Genomic DNA, 19,922 nt, shown 5'->3' on the forward strand with positions numbered 1-19,922 from the left:
AGATGAGTCGCAACGTGGCCGAGGCCGCCACCGGGTCGGGGGAGATCGCCTCCAACATCACCGGCGTCGCCGCCGCCGCCGCCACCTCGTCCGGCGTGGTGCACCAGATCGGCGCCGAGATCGACGAGCTCGCGCGGCTCTCCGACGAGCTGCGCGGCCAGGTCGCCCGCTTCCGGGTCTGACGTGCGACCGGTTCGACCTGGCAGGTGCCCGCGATGACACCGGTCCGTGTGCTCGTCGTCGACGACTCCGTCGTCATTCGGCGGCTGGTCTCCGAGGCGCTCGGCCGCGACCCTCGGATCGAGGTCGTCGGCACCGCCTCCAACGGCCGGCTCGCCCTCGCCCGTGTCGAGCAGCTGGCGCCCGACGTCGTGACGATGGACATCGAGATGCCGGAGATGGACGGCATCGAGGCGGTCCGCGAGCTGCGGCGCTCGGGCCACCGGATGCCGATCATCATGTTCTCGACCCTGACGGAGCGCGGCGCCGTCGCGACGCTCGACGCCCTGGCGGCGGGCGCCACCGACTACGTGGCCAAGCCCACCGGCGGCACGTCGGTCACCGACTCGCTCCAGCGGGTGGGGGACGAGCTCGTCCCGAAGGTCCTCGCCCTCGTCGGCGCGCGGGCGCAGCGGCGCACGTCGTCGTGGCGGCCGGACGGGACCGGTCCGGCCGTGCGGGTGCCCTGCGGCGCCACGCTGCCGGCCCACGCCGTCCGGCTCGTCGTCGTCGGCTCGTCGACCGGTGGTCCGGAGGCCCTGTCGCGCTTCGTCGGCGGGTTCACGGCGCCGCCGCCGGTGCCGGTGCTCGTCGTCCAGCACATGCCGCCCGTCTTCACGCGCCAGCTCGCCGCACGCCTCGACCGGCTCGGCCCGGCCACGGTGGTCGAGGCGACCGCCGGCGACCCGCTGCTGCCGGGCAGCGTCTACGTCGCGCCGGGCGACCACCACCTCGTCGTGCGCGGCCGCGCGGCCGGGCTGGCGGCGGGCATCGACGACGGCCCGCCGGTCAACTTCTGCCGGCCCTCGGTCGACGTGCTGTTCGCGTCGGCCGTCGACGCCGTCGGTGGCGAGATCGTCGGGGTCGTCATGACCGGCATGGGCGCCGACGGGCGCACCGGCTCGGGCCAGATCGTCGCCGCCGGCGGCACCGTCCTGGTGCAGGACGAGCCGACGAGCGTCGTGTGGGGCATGCCGGGCGCGGTGGCCAACGCCGGCTTCGCCCACCGCGTGCTGCCGCTGGCGGAGCTGGCGCCCGCGCTCGAGGCGCGGCTGCGGGGTGCCCGATGAGCATCGCGCCCGACACCTTCGCCTTCGTCGCCGACCTCGTGACCAGGCGCAGCGCCATCAGGCTCGAGCCGGGCAAGGAGTACCTGGTGGAGAGCCGGCTCGGACCGCTGGCCCGGGAGCGGGGCCTCGGGCTCGACGAGTTCGTGCGCCGGCTGCGTTCGGGGGCGGCGGACCACGAGCTCGCCACGGTCGTCGAGGCGATGACCACGAACGAGACCTCCTGGTTCCGCGACGTCGCGCCGTTCGCCGCGCTGCGCGGCCACGTCCTGCCGTTGCTGCGCGACAGCGGCCAGTCGGTGCGGATCTGGTCGGCCGCCTGCTCCACCGGGCAGGAGCCGTACTCGATCCTCATGGCGCTGGCGGACGCACCGCGCACCGTGGAGATCGTCGCGACCGACCTCAACGAGCAGGTGCTGGGCCGCGCCCGGGAGGGGGTCTACAGCCAGCTCGAGGTCAACCGCGGGCTGCCCGCGGCAATGCTGGTGCGCCACTTCGAGCGTGTCGGCGCGCACTGGCGGGTGCGGGCCGACCTGCGGTCCCGGGTCGACTTCCGGCGCCACAACCTCATGGACGGCACGCCGCCCGGCCCGTTCGACCTCGTCTTCCTCCGCAACGTGCTCATCTACTTCGACCTGCCGACGAAGCGTGCGGTGCTCGACCGGGTGGCGCGGGTGCTGCGCCCCGGCGGCTTCCTCGTGCTGGGCGCCGCCGAGACGACGCTCGGCGTCCACGACGGGTTCGAGCGCGTCGAGGCGGGCGGCGCCGTGCTGCACCGACCCCTGCCGGGCGCCGCGCGAGCGGCGGCTCCCGGGCTCCTGCCCACGCCCGCACGAACCTTCCCGGTGCCGGTGGCGCCCCCGCCGGCACGCCGCACCGACCCCGTGCCGTCCACACCCCAGATGCGAGGCCTGCCATGAGAGCGCTGGTCGTCGACGACTCCCGCACGATGCGCCGCATCGTCGCCGGGATCCTGCAGGGCCTCGGGTTCGAGACGCACGAGGCGGAGCACGGCGCCGCGGCGCTGGCCCTGCTCGAGTGCGGGCTGGAGGTCGACCTCGCGTGCATCGACTGGAACATGCCGGTGATGGACGGCCTCGAGCTCGTCGTGCGGCTCCGCGCCACCCCGGCGTGGCGGGCCATCACGCTGATGATGGTGACGACCGAGAGCGAGCAGGACAAGATCGTGCGTGCGCTGGCGGCCGGGGCGCACGAGTACCTCCTCAAGCCGTTCGGGCCGGAGGCACTGCGCGACAAGCTCGTGCTGCTCGGCATGATCCCGGCCGGCGTGCTCGCGGGGGACCTCGCGTGAGCGCCATCACCGCCGACGACGTCGCCGCGATCGCCGGCGACGTGTTCGCGTCGATGGTCGACGGCGAGCAGGGCACGCTGGCGCCCTGGCCCGACGGTGTGCCGGTGGACGGCCCCGACTGGGTCGCATGGGTCGACGTGCACGGCCCCTGGACCGGCCGCGCGGCGCTGGAGACCTCGTCGGGGGCGGCCGACCAGCTGACCCGGGCCCTGCTGCGCCTGCCGGCCGCCGCGCCGGTGGCGGACGACGACGTCGTGGACGCCCTCGGCGAGCTGGCCAACGTCGTCGGCGGCAACGTCAAGGCGCTGCTGCCCGAGCAGGGGACGCTCGGGCTGCCGCGGGTGGTCCGGACGGCGTCCGACGAGGTCGTGGCGCCGGAGGACCCGGCGCTGCATCCGGTCCAGCGGCTGCCGCTGGGCTGGCGGGGGCGGTCGCTCGTGCTCACGGTGTGGGCGGCCGACGACCGGCAGAGGGTGGCCGCCCGCGCGGCGGGCACCGGACCACAGGAGGACCGATGATCCGTGTACTCGTCGCCGACGACAGCCGTGTGATGCGGCAGATCGTCGTCCGAACCCTGCGTCAGGCGGGGTTCGACTGGGAGGTGCAGGAGGCCGCCGACGGCCAGCAGGCGCTGGACGCGGTGCGGGCCGACGAGCCCGACGTCATCCTCTCCGACTGGAACATGCCGGTGATGACGGGCCTGGAGCTGCTCCGGGCGCTGCGGGCCGAGGGCTTCGGGACCCCGTTCGGCTTCGTCACGTCGGAGGGCTCCGCCGAGATGCGCCGGACGGCGGAGGACGAGGGTGCCCTCTTCCTCATCGCCAAGCCGTTCACCCCGGAGGCCTTCCGGGACGCCATCGAGCCCTGCCTCGCCTAGGAGCCGCCATGACGACCACGTTGCTGCCCGTCGCGCAGGCGGTCCGCGAGCTTGCCGAGGGCCTGCTCGGCCGCCCGGTCGGCGTCCAGCCCGCGCACCAGGGGGTGGACCTGAAGAAGAACCGCGAGAACCTCGTCGGCGCCTACGTGACCGACGCCGGTCACCTCGCCGCGCTCGTGCTCGTCGACCTGCCGCTGGCCGCCCGGCTCGGCGCCGCGCTCGGGCTGGCTCCGCGCTCCGCGGCCGATGACGCGATCAGGTCGTCCCTGCTGCCGGTCCAGCTCGGGGAGAACGTCGGCGAGGTGCTCAACGTCGCGGCCTCGCTGTTCAACGCGGACGGCGCGCCGCACCTGCGCCTGCTGTCGGTGTACGGCGGCGACGCGCCGGTGCCCGCGGACATCGCCGTGCTGGCCGCGACGTTCGCCCCCCGGGTCGACCTCGAGCTCGACGTGTCCGGGTACGGCGCCGGCGGCTGGTCTGTCGTCCTGGCCTGACTCAGCCGAGGACGGCCACCAGGCCGTCCGCCCGGACCGCGCCGATGTGCCTCACCGGGAGGCCGAAGGTGATCGTGCTGAGGTTCACGTCCTTCCCCTGCGTGGCGAGCAGCGCGCGGACGTCGGCGGTCCACCGGGCCCGCCCGTCGGCGAGGGCGTAGGTCCGGACACCGAGCGGGAAGCCCTGCGCGCTCGTCGTCAGCACGACCGCGAGCGTGCCGTCGGTCGACAGCCAGCCGCCGGCCCCGGCCACCGTCCACAGCGGCCGGCCGGTCGCCGCGTCGAACGCCCGCAGGTCCTGCAACCCGGTGTAGACACGGCCGTCCAGCACCACCCCGGACAGGGTGAACCGGGGGCCGACGACGGGAGGGCCGATCGGCGCCTGCCAGAGCGTGGCACCGGTGTGCCGGTCGACCGCCGTCAGCGTGGTCCCGGTGCCCGACGTCGAGGTCAGCAGGACGGCGTCCGGGACCGACCCGTCGTCCACGACCGCCGGCAGCGGCGTGCCCGCGAGCGGGCGCCAGGTGCCGTCGTCCAGCAGCAGCTCCCAGGGCGGTCGCGCACGCACCGCCCCGAGGTCGAGCGGCTGGCGCACCACGGACCCGCCGCGGGTCTCGGTCAGCGCCCACCCGCCGGCCCGGTGCAGGTGGACCCGGACCGTGCCGCCGGCGCCGAACAGCCAGGTGTCGTCGCCGACGCGCAGCGCGGTGTCGGTGGCCCGGAGGGGGCCGGCCACCGGGTACAGGTCGGCGCCGTAGTCGGTGGGGTCGTGGAACGGGTCGGTCGGCTCGTCCTCGGCGGCGACCCTGACGGCCGGGCCGGTCCACGTCCATCGCGTCGCGCCGGTGGCCGGGTCCTGCCCGGTGACGCGCCAGGTCACGCTCCAGGCGCCCGAGGCGGGCGCGCGGTCAGGGCCCGCGACCTGCTGCGCTACGACCATGAGGTCGCCGACCGTGGCGGCCAGCACGTGGTCGCCGTAGGTGACGCCACGCAGCAGGCGGCCGTCGGCCGGGTCGACGGCCCAGGTCGTCGTCACGGTCGGGCCACTGGCGCGGCCGGGACCGCCGGTCACCTCGCAGGCCACGACCCCGCCGGCCGCGGCGCACCGCGGGATGGCGTCGCCCCACGCGTCCCGGTCCCCGAGCGTCGTCGACCAGCGCCGCGCGCCGGTGGCGGCGTCGAGCGCGACGAGCGTGGAGTTCTCGCCGAACAGGCTGAGGGCGTCCACCACCGTGCGGCCGACGAGGAACCCGTCCTGCAGCGCCGTCCCGCCGTAGTCGCTGCCGGGGAGGGTGTAGAGCACCCGCAGGCCGGGGTGCAGCGGCGCCAGCAGGCCCGGGACCTGGGCGAGCGCCGCGAGCCGGGTGCGCTCGCGGGAGGCGTCCGCGACGGGCACGACGACGACGGCCGCCGCCAACCCGAGCGCGACCCATCGGACCGTCGGCCGGCGCCAGGCACGGGCCGCGCGAGGACCGACGACCGCGCCGACCCGCTGCGCCGCGCGGGCGCCGGTGGCCGCGACCCGCCGCAGCCACTCGGTCACGGGGTCCGGCTCGCCGCGCGGCGGCTCGTCCCCGACGAGCTCGACGTCGACCATCCGCCTGGCCACGCTCCACGATACGGACGGCTCGCGCGCCGGGCACCCGGTGAGCCGCACCGGAGGGACGCTCCTGCGGCCCTCCCTCCTGCGCGACGCGTCGCGTGCCGGGCGCGCCAGGCCCGCCGATCAGCCGAGGACCGCCGCCGAGCCGTCCGCCCGGGACGCGACGAGGCGCCGCAGCGCGGGCGACGCCCACACCTGCGCCAGGTTCCCCTTCCCCGAGGGAAGCACCAGCGTGCGCAGGTCCGCCGTCCACAGGAGCCGGCCGTCCCGCATCGACCGCGCCTCGACGGCGTTGACGTGGGCGGTGGTGTCGGAGAGGCCGACCAGCAGCACCGAGCCGTCCGTCGTCAGCAGGCTCGCCCCGGCCGAGCCGTCGGCCCACCACAGCACGGCTCCCGTCGCCACGTCGATGGAGCGCAGGGGGTTGCCCAGGTACAGCCGCCCGTCGAGCTGCACCGCGGAGAGGGTGAGACCCGGACCGGCGGCTGTCCGCCACAGCGTGTCTCCGGTGTGGCGGTCGATGCCGATCAGCACGTCGTCGTCCCGCCCGGTGGCCGGGATCTCACGCACCAGCACGTCCGGCACCGACCCGTCGTCGACGGCGGGCCACAGCGGATACCCGCCGACGGCGCGCCACGACCCGTCGTCGGTCAGCAGCTCCGCGGCCGGCTCCGTGCTGTCGGCGGGATCCGGGTTCGCGACCCGGAGGATCGCCCGTCCCTGCGTCCCCACCTGCCACCCGCCCGGGCGGGCGACGTGCGTCATCTCCTGGCCGCCGGCACCCAGCAGCCAGGTGTCGTCGCCGACGGCGAGCTCGACGTCGTCGGACGCCAGCATCGGGGTGGCGCCGACGAGCCACGAGACGTAGTCGGTGGGGTCGTGCGAGGCGTTCTGCTCCTCGGCCCCCGCGCTGACGGTCACGCCCGGGCTCGCCCACGACCACCGGGCCGCCCCCGTGACCGGGTCCTCGCCGGTGACCTGCCACGTCACCGTCCACGGCCCGGCGGCCGGAGCGCGCGCCGGCCCGCCCGACTGCCGCGCGACGACGAGCAGGCCGCCCGCCTCGGCGGCCCACGTGTGCTCGTCGTACGCGACCGACCGGAGCACGTGCCCGTCGGCGGGGTCGAGGACCCACGCCGTGGTCCTGGTCGGCATCCAGCTCCCCCCGGGTGTCGGGAGCTGTTCCGACCCCGTGCAGAGGATCACCGACCCCGCGGCCCCGCACACGGGAGCCTCCCAGACGCTGTCGGCCGGATCCCCGGCGGGTCGCAGCACGGTCGACCAGCGGTGGGCGCCGGTCGACGCGTCGAGCCCGACGACCGACAACGTGCCGCTCCGGCCCGAGACCGCCGCGGCGACGACCCCGCCGACGAGGAACCCCTGCTGCAGCACCTGGCCGGAGTCGGCCGCGACGCGGAACAGGACGTGCAGGTCCGGGTGCAGCGGCCGCACCACGCCCGGGACCTGCGCCAGCGCCGCCAACCGGGTCCGCTCGCGCGAGGCCTGCACCACCGGCACCGCCACGAGCGTGGCGGCGAGCGCGCCGGCCACCCACCGCAGCCACGGTCGGCGCCAGGCCCGCAGCGCTCGCGGCGCGGCGAACCCGACGGCTCGTCGGGCGCCCCTGAGCGTCGCGGCGAGGGCCCGCCGGACCCACGCGGTCGCGGGGTCCGGCCCCGGATCGGGTGGTGGCGGCCCGTCCTCGACGAGCTCGACCTCCACCATCCCCCTGGCCACGGCCACACCCTAGGCAACGGGTGTCGGCCCCCGCAGGGATTCGCCGGTCAGGCGCCCAGGGACTCGGCGAGCACGGCGAGGGCCGCGACGAGGTCGGCGGGCGTCGCGACCCGGTACCCGGCCCGTGTGGGACCGGCGCCGACCTTGATCCCCACGTCGCCCGGCCGCAGCACGGCGAAGGCGTGCTCGTCGGTCACGTCGTCACCGGCGTAGAGGGCCGTCGCCGCCCCGAGCTCGCCGCGCAGCTCGGCCAGGGCGGTGCCCTTGTCCGCGTCGAGCACCGGCAGCTCGACGACGTCCTTTCCGTGCAGCGCGCGGATGCCCGCGGTGCGCGCGAGGGCGAGGGCGTCGGCGGTCGCCGCCTCGGCGACGTCGGGCGGGGCCAGCCGGGTGTGGACGACGACCGCGGCGGGCTTCGTCTCCACCCAGACGCCGTCGCGGCCGCGGGCGATCGCGGCCGCCCGCCCGCCGAGCGCCGCCAGCGCGTCCGCCTGCTCGTGCGAGAGCCCGACGACCTCGCGGTCCAGCCCGGTCGCGGTGACCCGCGCCCGCTCGGCGCCGTGGCTGCCGACGAGCAGCGTGCCCACCGGCAGGTCGACCAGCTGCGGCAGCTGGCCCATCGCCCGGCCCGACACGAGCGCCAGGTGCACGCCGCCGGCGGTCGTCAGGCGCGCCATGACCGCCTCGCCGCCCGGCGCCACGCGCGAGGTCATCGGGTCGTCGCGCAGCGGTGCAAGCGTCCCGTCGAGGTCGAGCGCCACGAGCATGGGCCGGGCGCCCGGGTCGGCACCCAGCGCGCGCAGCCGCGGCTCGAGCGCGTCGGCGCCGCGCGGCCGCGTCGCGTCGTCCGCCCCGGCCGCGGTCTCGCGGCGCGCGTCAGGCACCGGTGCTCCGCAGCGCGGTGAGGAACGACGAGGACCACGCCGCGACGTCGTGCGTCAGCACCCGCCGGCGCAGCCTGCGCATCCGCTTCCGCGCCTCGCGGGGCTCCATCGTCGCCGCGGCGACGATCGCGTCCTTCATACCGTCGATGTCGTGCGGGTTGACCAGCAGCGCCGCCGTCAGCTCGTCGGCCGCGCCCGTGAACTCCGAGAGGACGAGCGCGCCACGCTCGTCGGACCGCGCGGCGACGTACTCCTTGGCGACGAGGTTCATCCCGTCGCGCAGTGCCGTGACGAGCATGACGTCGGCGGCGAGGTACAGCGCCGCCATCTCGTCCATGGGGAAGGACTGGTGCAGGTAGTGCACCGGCGCGCGCCCCACCGTCGCGAAGTCGCCGTTGATGCGTCCGACGAGGATCTCGACGTCGTCGCGCAGCTGCTGGTAGGCGCCCACCTTCTCGCGGCTCGGGCTGGCGACCTGGACCAGCACGGTCCGCTCGGGCGACAGCCGGCCCTCCGCGAGCAGCTCGCCGTAGGCCTTGAGGCGGTGCCGGATGCCCTTGGTGTAGTCCAGCCGGTCGACGCCGAGCAGCACCACGTCGGGGTCGCCGAGCTCTGCGCGGAGGGTTCGCGCGCGGTCCTGGATGGCGGCGGTGCGGACCAGGCCGTCGAAGCCGCGGGCGTCGATCGAGATGGGGAACGCCTGGGCGCGCACGGTGCGCCCGTCCCGCTGGAAGACGAGCGGACCGCGCGTCTCCAGGTCCGTCAGGCGCCGCACCACGCGCAGGAAGTTGGCGGCGTCGCCCGCGCGCTGGAAGCCGACGAGGTCGGCGCCCAGCAGCCCCTCGACCACCTGGGTGCGCCAGGGCAGCTGGTCGAAGATCTCCAGGGGCGGGAACGGGATGTGGAGGAAGAACCCGATCCGCACGTCGGGGCGCAGCCGGCGCAGGATCGCCGGGACCAGCTGGAGCTGGTAGTCGTGCACCCAGACGGTGCCGCCCGGTGCCACCTGGTCGGCCGCCGCATGGGCGAACGCCGCGTTGGCGCGCCGGTAGTCCTCCCACCAGGGGCGATGGAAGGTCGGTGGCGTGATGACGTCGTGGTACAGCGGCCACAGGGTGTCGTTCGAGAACCCCTCGTAGTAGCCGGCGACGTCGGCGGCGCTGAGCCCGACCGGCACCAGCTCGATGCCGTCGTCGTCGGCGAACGGGGTGGCCCCCAGGTCGGGCGCGCCGCTCCAGCCGATCCACGCCCCCCGGCTGGCCGCCATGACAGGCTGCATCGCCGTCACGAGCCCGCCCGGCGCCCGCGTCCACGACACGCTGCCGTCGTCGGCCACCGTGACGTCCACCGGCAGCCGGTTGGCGACGAGCACGAAGTCGTGGCCGTCGTGGGCCATGCGGGTCGTCACGGCGTTCCTCCCCCTGGGGTGTGGCCCTTGCGACCCTAGCCGGGCCACGGACGCCCCGCCCGTCCGGCTGCCGGACGGCACCGCCCCCCGCGCGGATTGCCGTGTAGCCGCGCGGGGGTGTCGATAGGTTGCCCACGTGGAGCGGATCGGCCTGGCGCCCGGCGCGGAGATCGGCGGGTACACCGTCGTCGCACCGCTGGGTGCGGGGGGCATGGGCGCCGTGTACCGCGCCGTGGACGGCGGCGGGAACGAGGTCGCCCTCAAGCTGCTGCACCCCGACCCGGCCGACTCCGCCGCCCGCGCGCGCCTGCTGCGCGAGGTCGCCGCGCTCCAGCGGCTGCGTCATCCCGCCGTCGCCGCGGTGCTGGACGCCGAGACGGACTCGACCGACGCGTTCCTCGTCACCGAGCTCGTCGACGGCACCGACCTCGAGCGGCTCGTCACGGAGACCGGGCCGCTGGACGCCGACGAGCTGCTCGCGCTCGCCTCCGGCCTGCGCGACGCGCTCCGGGCGATCCACGCCGCCGGCGTGGTGCACCGCGACGTCAAGCCCTCGAACGTCGTCATGACGCCCGACGGCCCGGTGCTCATCGACTTCGGCCTGGCGCAGGGGGAGTCGGACCCCCGGCTGACCTCGACCGGCCTGGTGGCCGGCACGCCGGGGTACCTCGCGCCGGAGCTGCTCGACGGCGACGACCCCTCCGAGTCGGCCGACTGGTGGGGGTGGGCCGCGCTCCTGGTCTTCGCCGCGACGGGGCGGCCGCCGTTCGGGAAGGGACGGGCGACCACGGTGCTCGCCCGCGCCCGCGCCGGCAGGCCCGACCTCACCGGCCTCGGGCAGCTGACCCGGACCGCGATCCGCGGGGCGCTCGTGCCCGACCCCGGCGAACGCACGTCGCCGGACGACGTCGTGGCGGCCCTGACGGTCGTCGCCGCCGAGGGGGACCGGCTGCCCGGCCCAGCGGCCGGTGCCGCCGCCCGCGCCGCCGCCGACGACGATGAGACGACCGTGCTGTCCGGCGCGGACGCCGTGGGCACGAGCGCGATGCCGGCGGGGATCGCCGACGGGGCGCGGCCGGGCGTTGCCGCGGGTGCCGCCGCCGGTGCGGCCGCCGCACCCGGCGCTGCCGCCGTACCCGGCGCTGCCGTCGAGCCGGCGCCGACGGCCGTCCTGCCGGGCTCCCACGACGGACGGACCCGCCTCGTCAACGGTGCGGCCTCCGGCGCCGGTCCCGCGGGCACCCTCCCGGTCGCGGCGGGGTGGGATGACGACACAGCGGCCGCGTCCGGGAAGCCGGTGACCGCCGGCGGTCGCTTCGGCCCGGGCACGTCGGCCGGTGGGCGCGGCACGGGCGCCGAGGCCGCAGAGGACGCGGCCGACGACTGGGACGAGGACTGGGAGGACGACCCCGAGTACCAGGCGGTCGACTGGATCGAGGAGGACCTCGACGCCTCGTCGGGCGAACCGGGCGAGGAACCGGGCTACCGGCGGCCCTCGGTGCCGCGCCGGTGGGTGACGCAGCTCGCGCTCGGGGCGCTCGTCGTGGCCTGCGGCGCCCGGCGACCGGGCACGACGCTCGTCGTCGTGCTCGCGTTCTTCCTGGTCGCGCGCGTCTACGGGTCGACGGTCGAGGCGATGCACGGCCGGCGCGAGCGGCACGGCGTGCGCGCCTCGGACCCCTGGGTCGCGCTCGCGACGACGCCGTGGCACGTGCTGCGCGCGGTCGCCGGGATCCTGCCGTCGCTGCTCGTGGCGGCCAGCTCGGTGGTCATCGTCGTCGGCGTCGCCTGGTGGTTCGTCGGCAACGGCCGCTGGACCATCGGCGACAACGTCCCGGGGCACGAGCTGACGGGCACGACGGCCGGCTGGCTCGCCGGCCTGGCGGTGCTGCTGGCCGTGCTGCTCGTGTGGTTCGGGCCGCTGTCGCGGATGACGCGCGTCGGCACCCAACGGCTGCTGGAGGTCGCCTCGCCCCGTCGCCTGGGCGCGCTCCTCGCCGTGCTGGTGATCCTTGCGGTCGCGTGGGCGGTGACCACGCGGGTGCTGCACGGCGAGCCCATCGTCTGGACGCCCCTGCCGGTGCCCACCGTCCCCGGACCCTGACGAGCGCGCGCGCACGTGGCCGCCGCCCGGTCCACGGGTGCAGGCCCTACCCTGGTCGCGTGATCGTGGGACGTCGCGGCCGGACGGCGCTGGCCGCCGCCCTGGCGCTGGCCGCCGTCGCGGTCTCGTCCCAGGGGCACGTGCTGCTGCACCGGTGCGTGCAGGCGGGCGGCTCGTGGACGGACTCGGCGCTGTCCCTCGCGCTGCTGCGCGACACCACGTCGTGCCCCGACGGCTCGCTGGGCCTGGGCGCGCTGCCGAGCGGCGCCATCGTCGTCATGTCCGTCGCGCTGCCCGTGGTCGCCGGATGGGTGCTCGCAGCCGCGCTCGGGATCAGCCTGGGCGCGGTCGTCGTGCGCGCCGCGCGGCTCGTCGTCGGGCTCGTCGGACGCTGGGTGCGCCTGCCGCGCCGTGGCTCGGCGCTGCCCGTCGCGGACCGCACGCCGGCCGTCGCGGTGGCGCCCGCCGCCCCGCCGACCGCGCTGGGCCTCCTGCTGGCGCGCCCGCACCGCGCGCCGCCGCTGCCGGCCTGACCCGCCCGCAGCAGCCACCAGACACCAGGAGCCAGCCATGCCCAGCAACGACATCCGTCCCACCAAGGCGCAGCGTCAGGCCGACGCCCGCGCCCGCGCCGCCGAGCTGCGGCGCCAGCAGCAGGCCGCCGCCCAGCGGAACAAGTTCCTCGCCATCGGCGGGGCCGTCCTCGCCGTGCTCGTCATCGTGGGCGCGGTCGCGTACGTCCTCGTCCAGAACCGCGCGAACGCCACCGCGTCCAGCTCGGTCGCCTTCGGCGCAGCGGACGCGGACAGCAAGTCCCTGGTCAGCCCCCAGCTGACGGCCGTCCAGAAGCCCTCGGTCGCCGACGACACCGCGGGCATCCCGATCAGCGCCGACGGCATCGGGAAGACCGCCGCGAACGGCACGGTGCTGCAGGTGTTCTTCGACCTCCAGTGCCCGTACTGCGCGCAGTTCGACAAGGCCAACTCGGCCGACCTCGACGCGCTGTCGAAGGAGCCGGGCATCACGGTCGTCTACCAGCCGCTGTCGTTCCTCGACGGCTCGTCGCAGGGCACGCGCTACTCGAGCCGCGCGGCCAACGCGCTCATGACCGTCGCCGACAAGGACTCCGCCCACTTCACGGCGTTCCTCACCGCGCTCTACGCGGACCAGCCCGCGGAGAACACCAAGGGCCTGACGGACGACAAGATCGCCTCGATCGCCACCAGCGTGGGCGTCCCGCAGGCTGTCGTGAGCACGTTCACCAGCACGATCTCGGGCTCCTACCAGCTCAAGGACGCCAACGGGAACACGACCGACCACACGGGCACGTGGCGCACGTTCGCGCCCTTCATCGCCGCGGCGACCGGCCACGCCGAGACCCTCCCGGTGTTCGCCAACGGCATCGGCACGCCGACGATCCTCCTCGACGGTCAGCAGCTCCCCAGCACCGTCAACCTCTACACGCAGGGCCAGGTGAAGGCCGCGGTCGAGGCGGCGGCGGCCGCCAAGAAGGGCTGACCGAACGACGAGCGGCGCCCGCCGGGAGGGTTCCCGGCGGGCGCCGTTGTCGTCTCGGCGACGGTGGCTGCCGCTCGTCTACGCTGGGCGGGCGCCTTCGCGCGACGCCTCCTTAGCTCAGCTGGCCAGAGCAGCCGCCTTGTAAGCGGCAGGTCGTCGGTTCGAGTCCGACAGGGGGCTCCACCGTCCTACCGCCGGTTCTCCAGGTCCTTGAGCTTGATCCCGGCGAACAGCAACCCGGCGCCCCCGAGCAGCAGCAGCAGGAGCCAGGGCACGTTCCGGGCGTAGAAGCCGGTCCAGCCCCAGATCAGGCCGACCAGCACCAGCACCCCGCCGACCGCCTGCAGCCCGACCGCGCGGTTCATCGCTTGACCCGCTCGGCCGCCGGGAGCACCCGCATCGAGCACGTGCCGCCCGCGGCGGTCACTGCGGCGGCGATGGCCTCGCGCACCCCGGCCATGTCCTGGATGATCCCGTTCGACTGGACGACGCCGTCACGCAGCGTCCACTGGGTCACCGTCCACACGCCGGACGTGCCGCCGCCGGCGGCGGGCGTGAAGCCGGCCCGCCCGGTCCACTCCGTGCCGATCTTGGAGCCGCGCCGCACCTCGATCCGGCCGGTGTCCTGACCGGCCAGGTAGAGCCTGCCCACCACGGGCGGCGCCTCGACCGGCAGCGCGAGGGCGGCGACCACGCGGGCCTGCACCACCTCCGGCGCACCCGGCGCCGTGAACGTCAGCTCCGTCCAGACCTCGTCCATCGCGCGGGCGTTCGTGTTCTTGTACAGCACCTTGGACACGCCCCGGTTGACGCCACGCTTGAGGTAGTACCAGCCGACGCCGATCGCGATCAGGGCGACCAGCCCCAGGAACCCTGCCATGACACGTCTCCTTCGAGCGGGGCACCACAGGCGGGCGCTCATCCGTCGAGGAGGATGTCGGCCGGCGCGCGCGCCCGACGAGGGACGGGTCCGTTCGGACTTGTTCGACCATTCGCCGCCGCCCGCGCCCCGGTGCCGGCGGGCTACCAGCCGAGCTCGCCGGCGTCCTCCTGGAACGTGCCGGTGGGCCCGTCGGGGCCGATGGTGGCCAGCTTCGCGACGATGCGCGCGCTCTCGGCGGCCGGGCGTCCGGGGTGGCTCCCGGGGTCTCCGCCGCCGAGCTCGGTCGCCGTGATCCCCGGCTCCACCGCGTTGAACCGGATGCCCGGGTAGGCCATCGCGTACTGCACGGTGAGCATCGAGACGGCCGCCTTGCTCGAGCCGTACGCGATCGCGACGTAGTGCGACGCCGGGCGGGACGGCTCGTGGGTGGCCCAGAAGGAGCCGAGCGCGCTGGACACGTTGACGACGACCGGGTTCGCCGAGAGCTGCAGCAGCGGGAGGGCCGCCTGCGTCACCCGCACGATGCCCACGGCGTTCGTGTCGAACGTCTGCAGGACGCTCGGGCCGTCCAGGGCCTCGCCGTCGCCCCTCCGGACGGCGATGCCGGCGTTGTTGACGAGCACGTCGAGCCCCGTGCCCGCGGCGGCGATCGTCGCGAACGCCGCGGCGACCGCGTCGTCGTCCGTGACGTCGAGCCGGACGAAGCGGGCGCCGAGCTCGGCGGCGGCGGCGCGGCCGCGGGCCTCGTCGCGGGCCCCGACCCAGACGGTGTGGCCCGCCTCGACGAGAAGGCGTGCGGACTCCTTGCCGAGGCCCTTGTTGGCCCCGGTGATCAGTGTGGTGGTCATGGCGTCCATGCTCGGCCGGGCGGCCGCCGGCAGGCAGTCGTCCCGTGGTCGTAGGAGTGGCAGGGCCAGGACCAGGCCCGCCGGCGGGCGCACACTCGGTGGCGTGCAGGAGTGGGAGTTCGGCCGGGCGGTGCGCCGCTGGCGGGAGCGCGTTGCACCGGAGACGGTCGGGTTGACGGTGGGTGGTCGCCGGCGAGCGGTCGGCCTGCGCCGGGAGGAGCTGGCGGCGCTCGCCGGCGTCTCGGTGGACTACCTGACCCGGCTCGAGCAGGGCCGGGCGACGTCACCGTCCGCCCAGGTCGTCGAGGCCCTGGCCCGCGGCCTGCGCCTGGCCGACGGCGAGCGCGAGCTGCTCTTCCGGCTCGCGGGCCTCGCCGCGCCGGGGCCGGGCCTCGTCCCGACACGGATCACCGCCAGCGTGCAGCGGCTGCTCGACCGCTTCGCCGGGATCCCGCTCGTCGTCTACGACGCCGCCTGGAACCTCCTGGTGGCCAACGCCCCCTACGACGCTCTCATGGGCGACACCTCGGCCCTCCGCGGGAACGACCGCAACGGGGTCTGGCGTAACGTCGTCGGGCCCGGCTCGCGCGCCCGGCAGACCCCGCAGCAGCACGACGAGCAGGTGGCCCACCTCGTCGCCGACCTGCGCATGACCACGGCGCGCTACCCGGCGGACGCCGGCGTGCGGCGGCTCGTCGCCGACCTGCGGGCGGCCAGCCCCCGGTTCGTCGAGCTCTGGGAGACGGCCGCCGAACCGGCGCCCGCCGAGACGTCCCGGCACAAGGTCGTCGACCACCCGGACGTCGGCCCGATCTCCCTGGACTGCGACACCCTCGTCGTGGCGGGCGACGACCTGCGGATCATGGTCTACACGGCCGAGCCGGGCTCACCGGACGCGGAGCGCCTCGCGCTGGCGATCGTGCTCGGCACGCAGGCGCTCGTCGAGTAGGTGCCGGCCGGCGTCAGGCGGGGCCGGTCTCCTCGAGCAGCCGGAGGGTCGCCCGCACCCGGGGGTTGTGCTCCCGGTTGGCGTCGATGTCGAGCGTCGCGTAGATCGCGTTGACGTGGTTCTGCACCGACTTCTCGGTGATGGACAGCCGGTCCGCGATCCCGACGTTCGACAGGCCCTGCGCCAGCAGGCGGAGCACCTCGAACTGGCGGTCGGTGAGGCGTGCGACGTCGGAGCCGCGGCGTGGCCGCATCCCGGCCAGCAGCGCGGGGTCCAGCATGGTCTGGCCGTGGGCGGCGGCCGTCACCGCCTCGACGAGCAGGGTCTCGGTGGTCGACGACGTCTTCGAGAGGTACCCCCAGCCGTGCGAGACGTCCTTCGGGAGGTCGAGCAGCAGGTCCATCGCGTCGTGCGCGGACAGCAGGAGGATCCCGAGCCGGGGGTGCGTTCGCCGCAGCTGGACGCCGAGCGCGATGCCGTTGCCGTCCGGCAGGTCGATGTCGAGCACGGCGACGTCGACCGGCAGGGTGCCCAGGGCGGCGCGCGCCTCGGCGACCGTGCCCACGGAGGCGACGACGTGGAGGCGCTCGTGCGCTTCGAGGGTGCGCGCGAGCATCGCCCGGTAGAGGGGCTGGTCCTCGACGACGGCGACGCGCAACGGGGGTGTGGCGATGGGGTTCACTACCCGTCAGTATCGTCTGCGTCGCGGTCTCGGCGACCGCGACGCGACCGAGGAAGGGCGCGACATGATCGATCGGCCCCCCAGCCCGCAGGACGCACGCCAGGACCGGCGGGTGCTGTGGGTCACCGCGGCCACCGTCGCGGGATCGTTCGGGGTCGCCGCCGCGGTGCAGTCGACGTACATCTATGGGGTGATCGCCCCCACCTGGTCGGGCGTCCAGGCATGGACGCGCGTCGCCACCAACCTCGTGACGGTCGCCGTGTTCGTCCTGGTGCTCGCGGTGTGGCGCCAGCACCTGCGGTCGTCGGCGCGTGACCTGGTCACGGGCATCGTCCTGTCGGCGGCCGTGTGCGCCATCGTCCGCGTCCTGGCGCAGGCGACGCTCGGCGTCTATCCCCACCTGACGCGCGACACCTCCATCGTCGAGATGGCGACGGGGTTCGGCGTCGGCGTCGTCAGCGCGACCTTCGCGACGTGGACCATGGTGTCCGGTCGCCGGCTGCGGGCACAGGCGTGGACGAGCCAGCAGCTGGCGGTCGAGCGGGCGCTGGCGTTGCGCGCGCTGGAGGACGAGGAGGTCCGCGTCCGCCGCGACGTCGCCGAGGGGCTGCACGCGAGCGTGCAGCAGCGGCTCGTCCTGGCCGTGGCACAGGTCGCCCAGGTCGGCCGGCGGCTGCGGGCCGGGACCGCGGCACCGGGCGACGCGGAGCTGCTCGACGAGGTCTGTGCGACCCTCGACCAGGTGCGCGAGCAGGACGTGCGGGGCATGAGCCGGCTGCTGTACCCCGATCAGCTGGAGGTCGGCCTGGTGCCCGCGGTGCGCGCGCTGCTGCGACGCGTGCCCTCGTCGGTGGCGACGCGGCTGGACGTCGAGCCCGCGGTGCGCGAGATGGACGACCCCGTCACACCGGCGCTCGCCCCGACCGAGAAGCTCCTCGCCGTCCGCGTGGTGGAGGAGGGCATCGGGAACGCGCTGCGGCACGGCAACCCGTCGCGCCTGACCATCACCCTGGGCCTCGAGAGCGGACAGCTCGCGATCGGGGTGGACGACGACGGCGAGGGTGTGCCGCCGAACGCGCAGCGGTCGGGGACGAACCGTCTCGCCGAACGCCTGGCGGTCGTCGGCGGGACGCTCGAGCTCGTCGGCCTGGACGGTGCGGGGACCCGCCTGACGGGCCGCGTGCCGGTCGCCGGGGCCGAGCCCGGCGCCTGAGCGCACGACACCGTCGGGCGGTCACAGGACGCTCTGACCTGCGACAATACCGCTGTGACGGGCAAGCATCCGGGCTCGGCGAGACCGATCTCGGGTGAAAGAAGGTGGTATTTCGGACATCCGATGGGTGCTGGAACCTAGACACGCGTCCAGGTTCCCGAGTTGTCCCCCGATGCGGCCTTTACGGTGAGCGCGCTCGCCAGCGCCTGCGACGTCTGGGGTGGACGCCGAGGCGCGAGCGAGCCGGCCTGCGCGGCGACGGGATCACCCCGCCGTGCACTTCCACATGAGCATCCGGGGGTTCCGCCATGAGCACTGCCCAGCACACCCAGAAGGACCGGCGTCGCCGGGGCGTCGTCGTCCTGAAGTTCAGCCTCGCGGGCGCCGCCCTGCTGGGCATCGCCGCCGCCGCGACGTCCGCGGCCTGGAGCGACAACGCGTGGTTCTCCGCCAGCGCGACCGCAGCGAAGGTCACCCTGACCGCGAGCGTCGACGGTGGTGCGTTCGTGCACACCGACCAGGCCAATCCTGTCCCGATCTCGTACGGGCTCCTGAACCAGGGCGAGAGCGTCACGAAGACCCTGACCCTCAAGAACGAGGGCACGGTGCCGCTGACGATCAACGCCCAGACCCTGACGGTCGGCACGACCGGGATCTTCGCCGGAACGCCGGGTGGCGTGACGAGCGACGACCCGGCGTCTGTCTCCGTGGTCGGCAACACGTCGCTCGTGAACACAGTGCTCGCCGCCAACGGGGGCACGGCGTCGATCCAGATCCTGCTGACGACTCCGGGCGACTGGTCCAACACGTACCAGGGCGAGACCGGCACCGTGACCGTGTCCTTCGGGGCGACGAGCTGACGCGACCCTCGGTCCGGCCATCGGTCGGGGTGAAGGGCCGTCGCTCGGAACCGCACGTGGGGGTGCGCGAGTGATGCGCGGGATCAGGTTCGTCGGCAATGCGCTGCTGTGGGTGGTCGCCGCCCTCGGCCTCGTCAGCATGCTCGTCTGGGGAGCCACGCAGCTCGGCTACATCAAGCCGCTGGTCGTGATCTCCGGCTCGATGCAGCCGGGCATCATGACCGGCGACCTGCTGGTCGACGCGCCGCACCCGACGGCGGACCTGCAGGTCGGGCAGGTGGCGTCGCTGCCCAGCGACGTGACGCACAACCTGGTGTCTCACCGCGTCGTCGGCATCGAGCCGGCGGGTGACGGCCACTGGTCGGTGCGCCTCAAGGGCGACGCCAACCGGTCCGAGGACGGCGGCGCCTACCTCGTCGGCGACCACGTGTGGCAGCCCGTCCTCCGGATCCCGCACGGCGGGTACGTCGTCACCGCGATCACCCGTCGCGCGATCGCCCTCCCGCTGGGGTTCGCGCTCGTCTGCCTGCTCTCGCTGAGCCTGCTCCCGACCACCCCTCGGGAGCGCTCGCGGGGCCGGCACCGCGACGTGCCGGTCGGCGCGAACGGCCGGACCACGGCATGACGCGGCGGGCCGCGGCCGGCGCTGCCACGAGCTTCCTCGTGGCAGCGCTGCTCGCGCTCGCCTGCGTCGTGCTGACCGCGGCCACCGCCCGGGCGGCCTCGCTGCCGGTGCAGGTGTCGTTCGACAACCTGCTGCCCGGCGACGTGCGCAGCACCTCGTGGCCCGTCACCGTCCCGACCCCCGCCCGGATCGCGACGGCGACGGTTCACCAAGGCGGCTCGGGCGGGGTGCAGTGGACCGCCCGGCTGTGCCCGGCGGGCGGCGGTGGCTGCGTCGACCTGATGTCCGCGACGGTCGGCACGCCCCTCGCGCAGGGCACGTACAGCCTGCAGGTCGGCGTCAGCGCCGGTGACCTGCAGCCGGGCCAGACCCGGACGCTCGACGCGCGCTACACGCTCGTCGAGGTCGCCGACGGCTGGCTGGCGGACACCGGCGGCCCGCTCGGCGGCGGCGGCGGTCAGCTCGCCATGACCGGCCTCCCGGCCGTGGCGCTCGGCATCACCGCGGTGGGCGCGGCGGGGCTCGGTGGGGTGCTCGTCGTCCTGGCCCGGCGCCGGCGGGCGGCGGCGGACGCGGACATGGACCGGGAGGACCGGCGGTGACGGGCGTGAAGGAGCAGATCGCGACGATGAGGGAGAC

At 75.3% G+C, this 19,922-nt stretch carries 22 protein-coding genes, 1 tRNA gene and 1 pseudogene; 16 read left to right on the plus strand and 8 right to left on the minus strand.

Annotated features, from left to right (window positions below; genetic code table 11):
* From BGO37_RS14520 to BGO37_RS14550, 7 genes and pseudogenes are all read left to right on the plus strand, one after another.
* Nucleotides 1-182: pseudogene (locus BGO37_RS14520) on the plus strand (methyl-accepting chemotaxis protein); the annotation flags it as partial.
* Nucleotides 183-215: 33 nt separating this feature from the next.
* Nucleotides 216-1,289, plus strand: a complete 1,074-nt coding sequence (locus BGO37_RS14525) for a chemotaxis response regulator protein-glutamate methylesterase (RefSeq protein WP_291755993.1) — start codon at nucleotides 216-218, stop codon at nucleotides 1,287-1,289.
* Nucleotides 1,286-2,206: a protein-glutamate O-methyltransferase CheR gene (locus tag BGO37_RS14530; RefSeq protein ID WP_291755995.1), complete on the plus strand. Its 921-nt coding sequence runs from the start codon at nucleotides 1,286-1,288 to the stop codon at nucleotides 2,204-2,206. The genes BGO37_RS14525 and BGO37_RS14530 overlap by 4 nt, the downstream gene beginning before the upstream one ends.
* On the plus strand, nucleotides 2,203-2,598 hold the full coding sequence (locus BGO37_RS14535; RefSeq protein ID WP_291755997.1) for a response regulator: 396 nt from the start codon (nucleotides 2,203-2,205) through the stop codon (nucleotides 2,596-2,598). The genes BGO37_RS14530 and BGO37_RS14535 overlap by 4 nt, the downstream gene beginning before the upstream one ends.
* Nucleotides 2,595-3,116: a chemotaxis protein CheX gene (locus tag BGO37_RS14540; protein WP_291755998.1), complete on the plus strand. Its 522-nt coding sequence runs from the start codon at nucleotides 2,595-2,597 to the stop codon at nucleotides 3,114-3,116. Before BGO37_RS14535 ends, BGO37_RS14540 begins: the two co-directional genes overlap by 4 nt.
* On the plus strand, nucleotides 3,113-3,475 hold the full coding sequence (locus BGO37_RS14545; protein ID WP_291756000.1) for a response regulator: 363 nt from the start codon (nucleotides 3,113-3,115) through the stop codon (nucleotides 3,473-3,475). Before BGO37_RS14540 ends, BGO37_RS14545 begins: the two co-directional genes overlap by 4 nt.
* Before the next feature lie 8 nt (nucleotides 3,476-3,483).
* Nucleotides 3,484-3,969, plus strand: coding sequence for a hypothetical protein (locus BGO37_RS14550; protein ID WP_291756001.1), 486 nt, complete (start codon nucleotides 3,484-3,486; stop codon nucleotides 3,967-3,969).
* Between the two features lies 1 nt (nucleotide 3,970).
* Here BGO37_RS14550 and BGO37_RS14555 read toward each other — a convergent pair whose 3' ends face one another.
* The 4 genes from BGO37_RS14555 to BGO37_RS14570 all read right to left on the minus strand — a co-directional run bounded on the left by BGO37_RS14555 (nucleotide 3,971) and on the right by BGO37_RS14570 (nucleotide 9,589).
* Nucleotides 3,971-5,578, minus strand: a complete 1,608-nt coding sequence (locus BGO37_RS14555) for a PQQ-binding-like beta-propeller repeat protein (protein WP_291756002.1) — start codon at nucleotides 5,576-5,578, stop codon at nucleotides 3,971-3,973.
* Between the two features lie 117 nt (nucleotides 5,579-5,695).
* Nucleotides 5,696-7,309, minus strand: coding sequence for a hypothetical protein (locus BGO37_RS14560; RefSeq protein WP_291756005.1), 1,614 nt, complete (start codon nucleotides 7,307-7,309; stop codon nucleotides 5,696-5,698).
* A 47-nt stretch (nucleotides 7,310-7,356) separates the two neighbouring features.
* Nucleotides 7,357-8,193, minus strand: a complete 837-nt coding sequence (gene otsB, locus BGO37_RS14565; protein ID WP_291756007.1) for a trehalose-phosphatase — start codon at nucleotides 8,191-8,193, stop codon at nucleotides 7,357-7,359.
* Nucleotides 8,186-9,589, minus strand: a complete 1,404-nt coding sequence (locus tag BGO37_RS14570; RefSeq protein WP_291756241.1) for a trehalose-6-phosphate synthase — start codon at nucleotides 9,587-9,589, stop codon at nucleotides 8,186-8,188. The genes otsB and BGO37_RS14570 overlap by 8 nt, the downstream gene beginning before the upstream one ends.
* A gap of 148 nt (nucleotides 9,590-9,737) precedes the next feature.
* On the opposite strand from BGO37_RS14570, the gene BGO37_RS14575 reads away from it, so the two are divergent.
* From BGO37_RS14575 to BGO37_RS14590, 4 genes are all read left to right on the plus strand, one after another.
* Nucleotides 9,738-11,705: a serine/threonine-protein kinase gene (locus tag BGO37_RS14575; RefSeq protein WP_291756009.1), complete on the plus strand. Its 1,968-nt coding sequence runs from the start codon at nucleotides 9,738-9,740 to the stop codon at nucleotides 11,703-11,705.
* A 59-nt stretch (nucleotides 11,706-11,764) separates the two neighbouring features.
* Nucleotides 11,765-12,238, plus strand: coding sequence for a hypothetical protein (locus BGO37_RS14580; protein ID WP_291756011.1), 474 nt, complete (start codon nucleotides 11,765-11,767; stop codon nucleotides 12,236-12,238).
* A gap of 37 nt (nucleotides 12,239-12,275) precedes the next feature.
* Entirely contained in the window at nucleotides 12,276-13,223 is a 948-nt protein-coding gene (locus BGO37_RS14585) for a thioredoxin domain-containing protein (RefSeq protein WP_291756014.1), read from the plus strand.
* A gap of 106 nt (nucleotides 13,224-13,329) precedes the next feature.
* A tRNA-Thr gene (locus BGO37_RS14590) sits at nucleotides 13,330-13,406 on the plus strand.
* Nucleotides 13,407-13,411: 5 nt separating this feature from the next.
* Here BGO37_RS14590 and BGO37_RS14595 read toward each other — a convergent pair.
* The 3 genes from BGO37_RS14595 to BGO37_RS14605 all read right to left on the minus strand — a co-directional run bounded on the left by BGO37_RS14595 (nucleotide 13,412) and on the right by BGO37_RS14605 (nucleotide 14,954).
* The gene (locus BGO37_RS14595) at nucleotides 13,412-13,588 is read right to left on the minus strand and encodes a hypothetical protein (protein ID WP_291756017.1); all 177 of its coding nucleotides are present in this window, start codon (nucleotides 13,586-13,588) and stop codon (nucleotides 13,412-13,414) included.
* Nucleotides 13,585-14,103 carry a hypothetical protein gene (locus BGO37_RS14600; protein ID WP_291756018.1) on the minus strand — a complete coding sequence of 173 codons (519 nt, stop codon included), beginning with the start codon at nucleotides 14,101-14,103 and terminating at the stop codon, nucleotides 13,585-13,587. Before BGO37_RS14600 ends, BGO37_RS14595 begins: the two co-directional genes overlap by 4 nt.
* A gap of 143 nt (nucleotides 14,104-14,246) precedes the next feature.
* Nucleotides 14,247-14,954, minus strand: coding sequence for an SDR family NAD(P)-dependent oxidoreductase (locus BGO37_RS14605; protein ID WP_291756020.1), 708 nt, complete (start codon nucleotides 14,952-14,954; stop codon nucleotides 14,247-14,249).
* Between the two features lie 103 nt (nucleotides 14,955-15,057).
* Here BGO37_RS14605 and BGO37_RS14610 point away from each other — a divergent pair, with 103 nt between their 5' ends.
* Nucleotides 15,058-15,903: a helix-turn-helix transcriptional regulator gene (locus BGO37_RS14610; protein ID WP_291756022.1), complete on the plus strand. Its 846-nt coding sequence runs from the start codon at nucleotides 15,058-15,060 to the stop codon at nucleotides 15,901-15,903.
* Between the two features lie 13 nt (nucleotides 15,904-15,916).
* Here the strand turns inward: BGO37_RS14610 and BGO37_RS14615 are convergent, their stop codons facing one another.
* A complete protein-coding gene (locus BGO37_RS14615) occupies nucleotides 15,917-16,585 on the minus strand; it encodes a response regulator transcription factor (RefSeq protein ID WP_291756024.1) in 669 nt (222 codons plus the stop codon).
* A 64-nt stretch (nucleotides 16,586-16,649) separates the two neighbouring features.
* Here BGO37_RS14615 and BGO37_RS14620 point away from each other — a divergent pair, with 64 nt between their 5' ends.
* The 4 genes from BGO37_RS14620 to BGO37_RS14635 all read left to right on the plus strand — a co-directional run bounded on the left by BGO37_RS14620 (nucleotide 16,650) and on the right by BGO37_RS14635 (nucleotide 19,885).
* Nucleotides 16,650-17,798 (plus strand): ATP-binding protein, encoded by a 1,149-nt coding sequence (locus BGO37_RS14620; protein WP_291756025.1) that lies wholly within the window; start codon nucleotides 16,650-16,652, stop codon nucleotides 17,796-17,798.
* Between the two features lie 308 nt (nucleotides 17,799-18,106).
* Entirely contained in the window at nucleotides 18,107-18,658 is a 552-nt protein-coding gene (locus BGO37_RS14625) for a hypothetical protein (protein WP_291756027.1), read from the plus strand.
* Between the two features lie 73 nt (nucleotides 18,659-18,731).
* On the plus strand, nucleotides 18,732-19,283 hold the full coding sequence (locus BGO37_RS14630; RefSeq protein WP_291756028.1) for a signal peptidase I: 552 nt from the start codon (nucleotides 18,732-18,734) through the stop codon (nucleotides 19,281-19,283).
* Nucleotides 19,280-19,885 carry a hypothetical protein gene (locus BGO37_RS14635; protein WP_291756030.1) on the plus strand — a complete coding sequence of 202 codons (606 nt, stop codon included), beginning with the start codon at nucleotides 19,280-19,282 and terminating at the stop codon, nucleotides 19,883-19,885. Before BGO37_RS14630 ends, BGO37_RS14635 begins: the two co-directional genes overlap by 4 nt.
* Nucleotides 19,886-19,922: the final 37 nt, after the last annotated feature.

Source organism: Cellulomonas sp. 73-92 (genome assembly GCF_001898175.1).
Lineage (GTDB): Bacteria > Actinomycetota > Actinomycetes > Actinomycetales > Cellulomonadaceae > Cellulomonas.

Bases quoted from the DNA above. Each gene is read 5' to 3' on its own strand.
- BGO37_RS14525 (WP_291755993.1), top strand. From the start codon at position 216: ATGACACCGGTCCGTGTGCTCGTCGTCGACGACTCCGTCGTCATTCGG.
- BGO37_RS14530 (WP_291755995.1), top strand. From the start codon at position 1,286: ATGAGCATCGCGCCCGACACCTTCGCCTTCGTCGCCGACCTCGTGACC.
- BGO37_RS14535 (WP_291755997.1), top strand. From the start codon at position 2,203: ATGAGAGCGCTGGTCGTCGACGACTCCCGCACGATGCGCCGCATCGTC.
- BGO37_RS14545 (WP_291756000.1), top strand. From the start codon at position 3,113: ATGATCCGTGTACTCGTCGCCGACGACAGCCGTGTGATGCGGCAGATC.
- BGO37_RS14550 (WP_291756001.1), top strand. From the start codon at position 3,484: ATGACGACCACGTTGCTGCCCGTCGCGCAGGCGGTCCGCGAGCTTGCC.
- BGO37_RS14570 (WP_291756241.1), bottom strand. From the start codon at position 9,589: ATGGCCCACGACGGCCACGACTTCGTGCTCGTCGCCAACCGGCTGCCG.
- BGO37_RS14585 (WP_291756014.1), top strand. From the start codon at position 12,276: ATGCCCAGCAACGACATCCGTCCCACCAAGGCGCAGCGTCAGGCCGAC.
- BGO37_RS14595 (WP_291756017.1), bottom strand. From the start codon at position 13,588: ATGAACCGCGCGGTCGGGCTGCAGGCGGTCGGCGGGGTGCTGGTGCTG.
- BGO37_RS14600 (WP_291756018.1), bottom strand. From the start codon at position 14,103: ATGGCAGGGTTCCTGGGGCTGGTCGCCCTGATCGCGATCGGCGTCGGC.
- BGO37_RS14605 (WP_291756020.1), bottom strand. From the start codon at position 14,954: ATGACCACCACACTGATCACCGGGGCCAACAAGGGCCTCGGCAAGGAG.
- BGO37_RS14620 (WP_291756025.1), top strand. From the start codon at position 16,650: ATGATCGATCGGCCCCCCAGCCCGCAGGACGCACGCCAGGACCGGCGG.
- BGO37_RS14625 (WP_291756027.1), top strand. From the start codon at position 18,107: ATGAGCACTGCCCAGCACACCCAGAAGGACCGGCGTCGCCGGGGCGTC.
- BGO37_RS14630 (WP_291756028.1), top strand. From the start codon at position 18,732: ATGCGCGGGATCAGGTTCGTCGGCAATGCGCTGCTGTGGGTGGTCGCC.
- BGO37_RS14635 (WP_291756030.1), top strand. From the start codon at position 19,280: ATGACGCGGCGGGCCGCGGCCGGCGCTGCCACGAGCTTCCTCGTGGCA.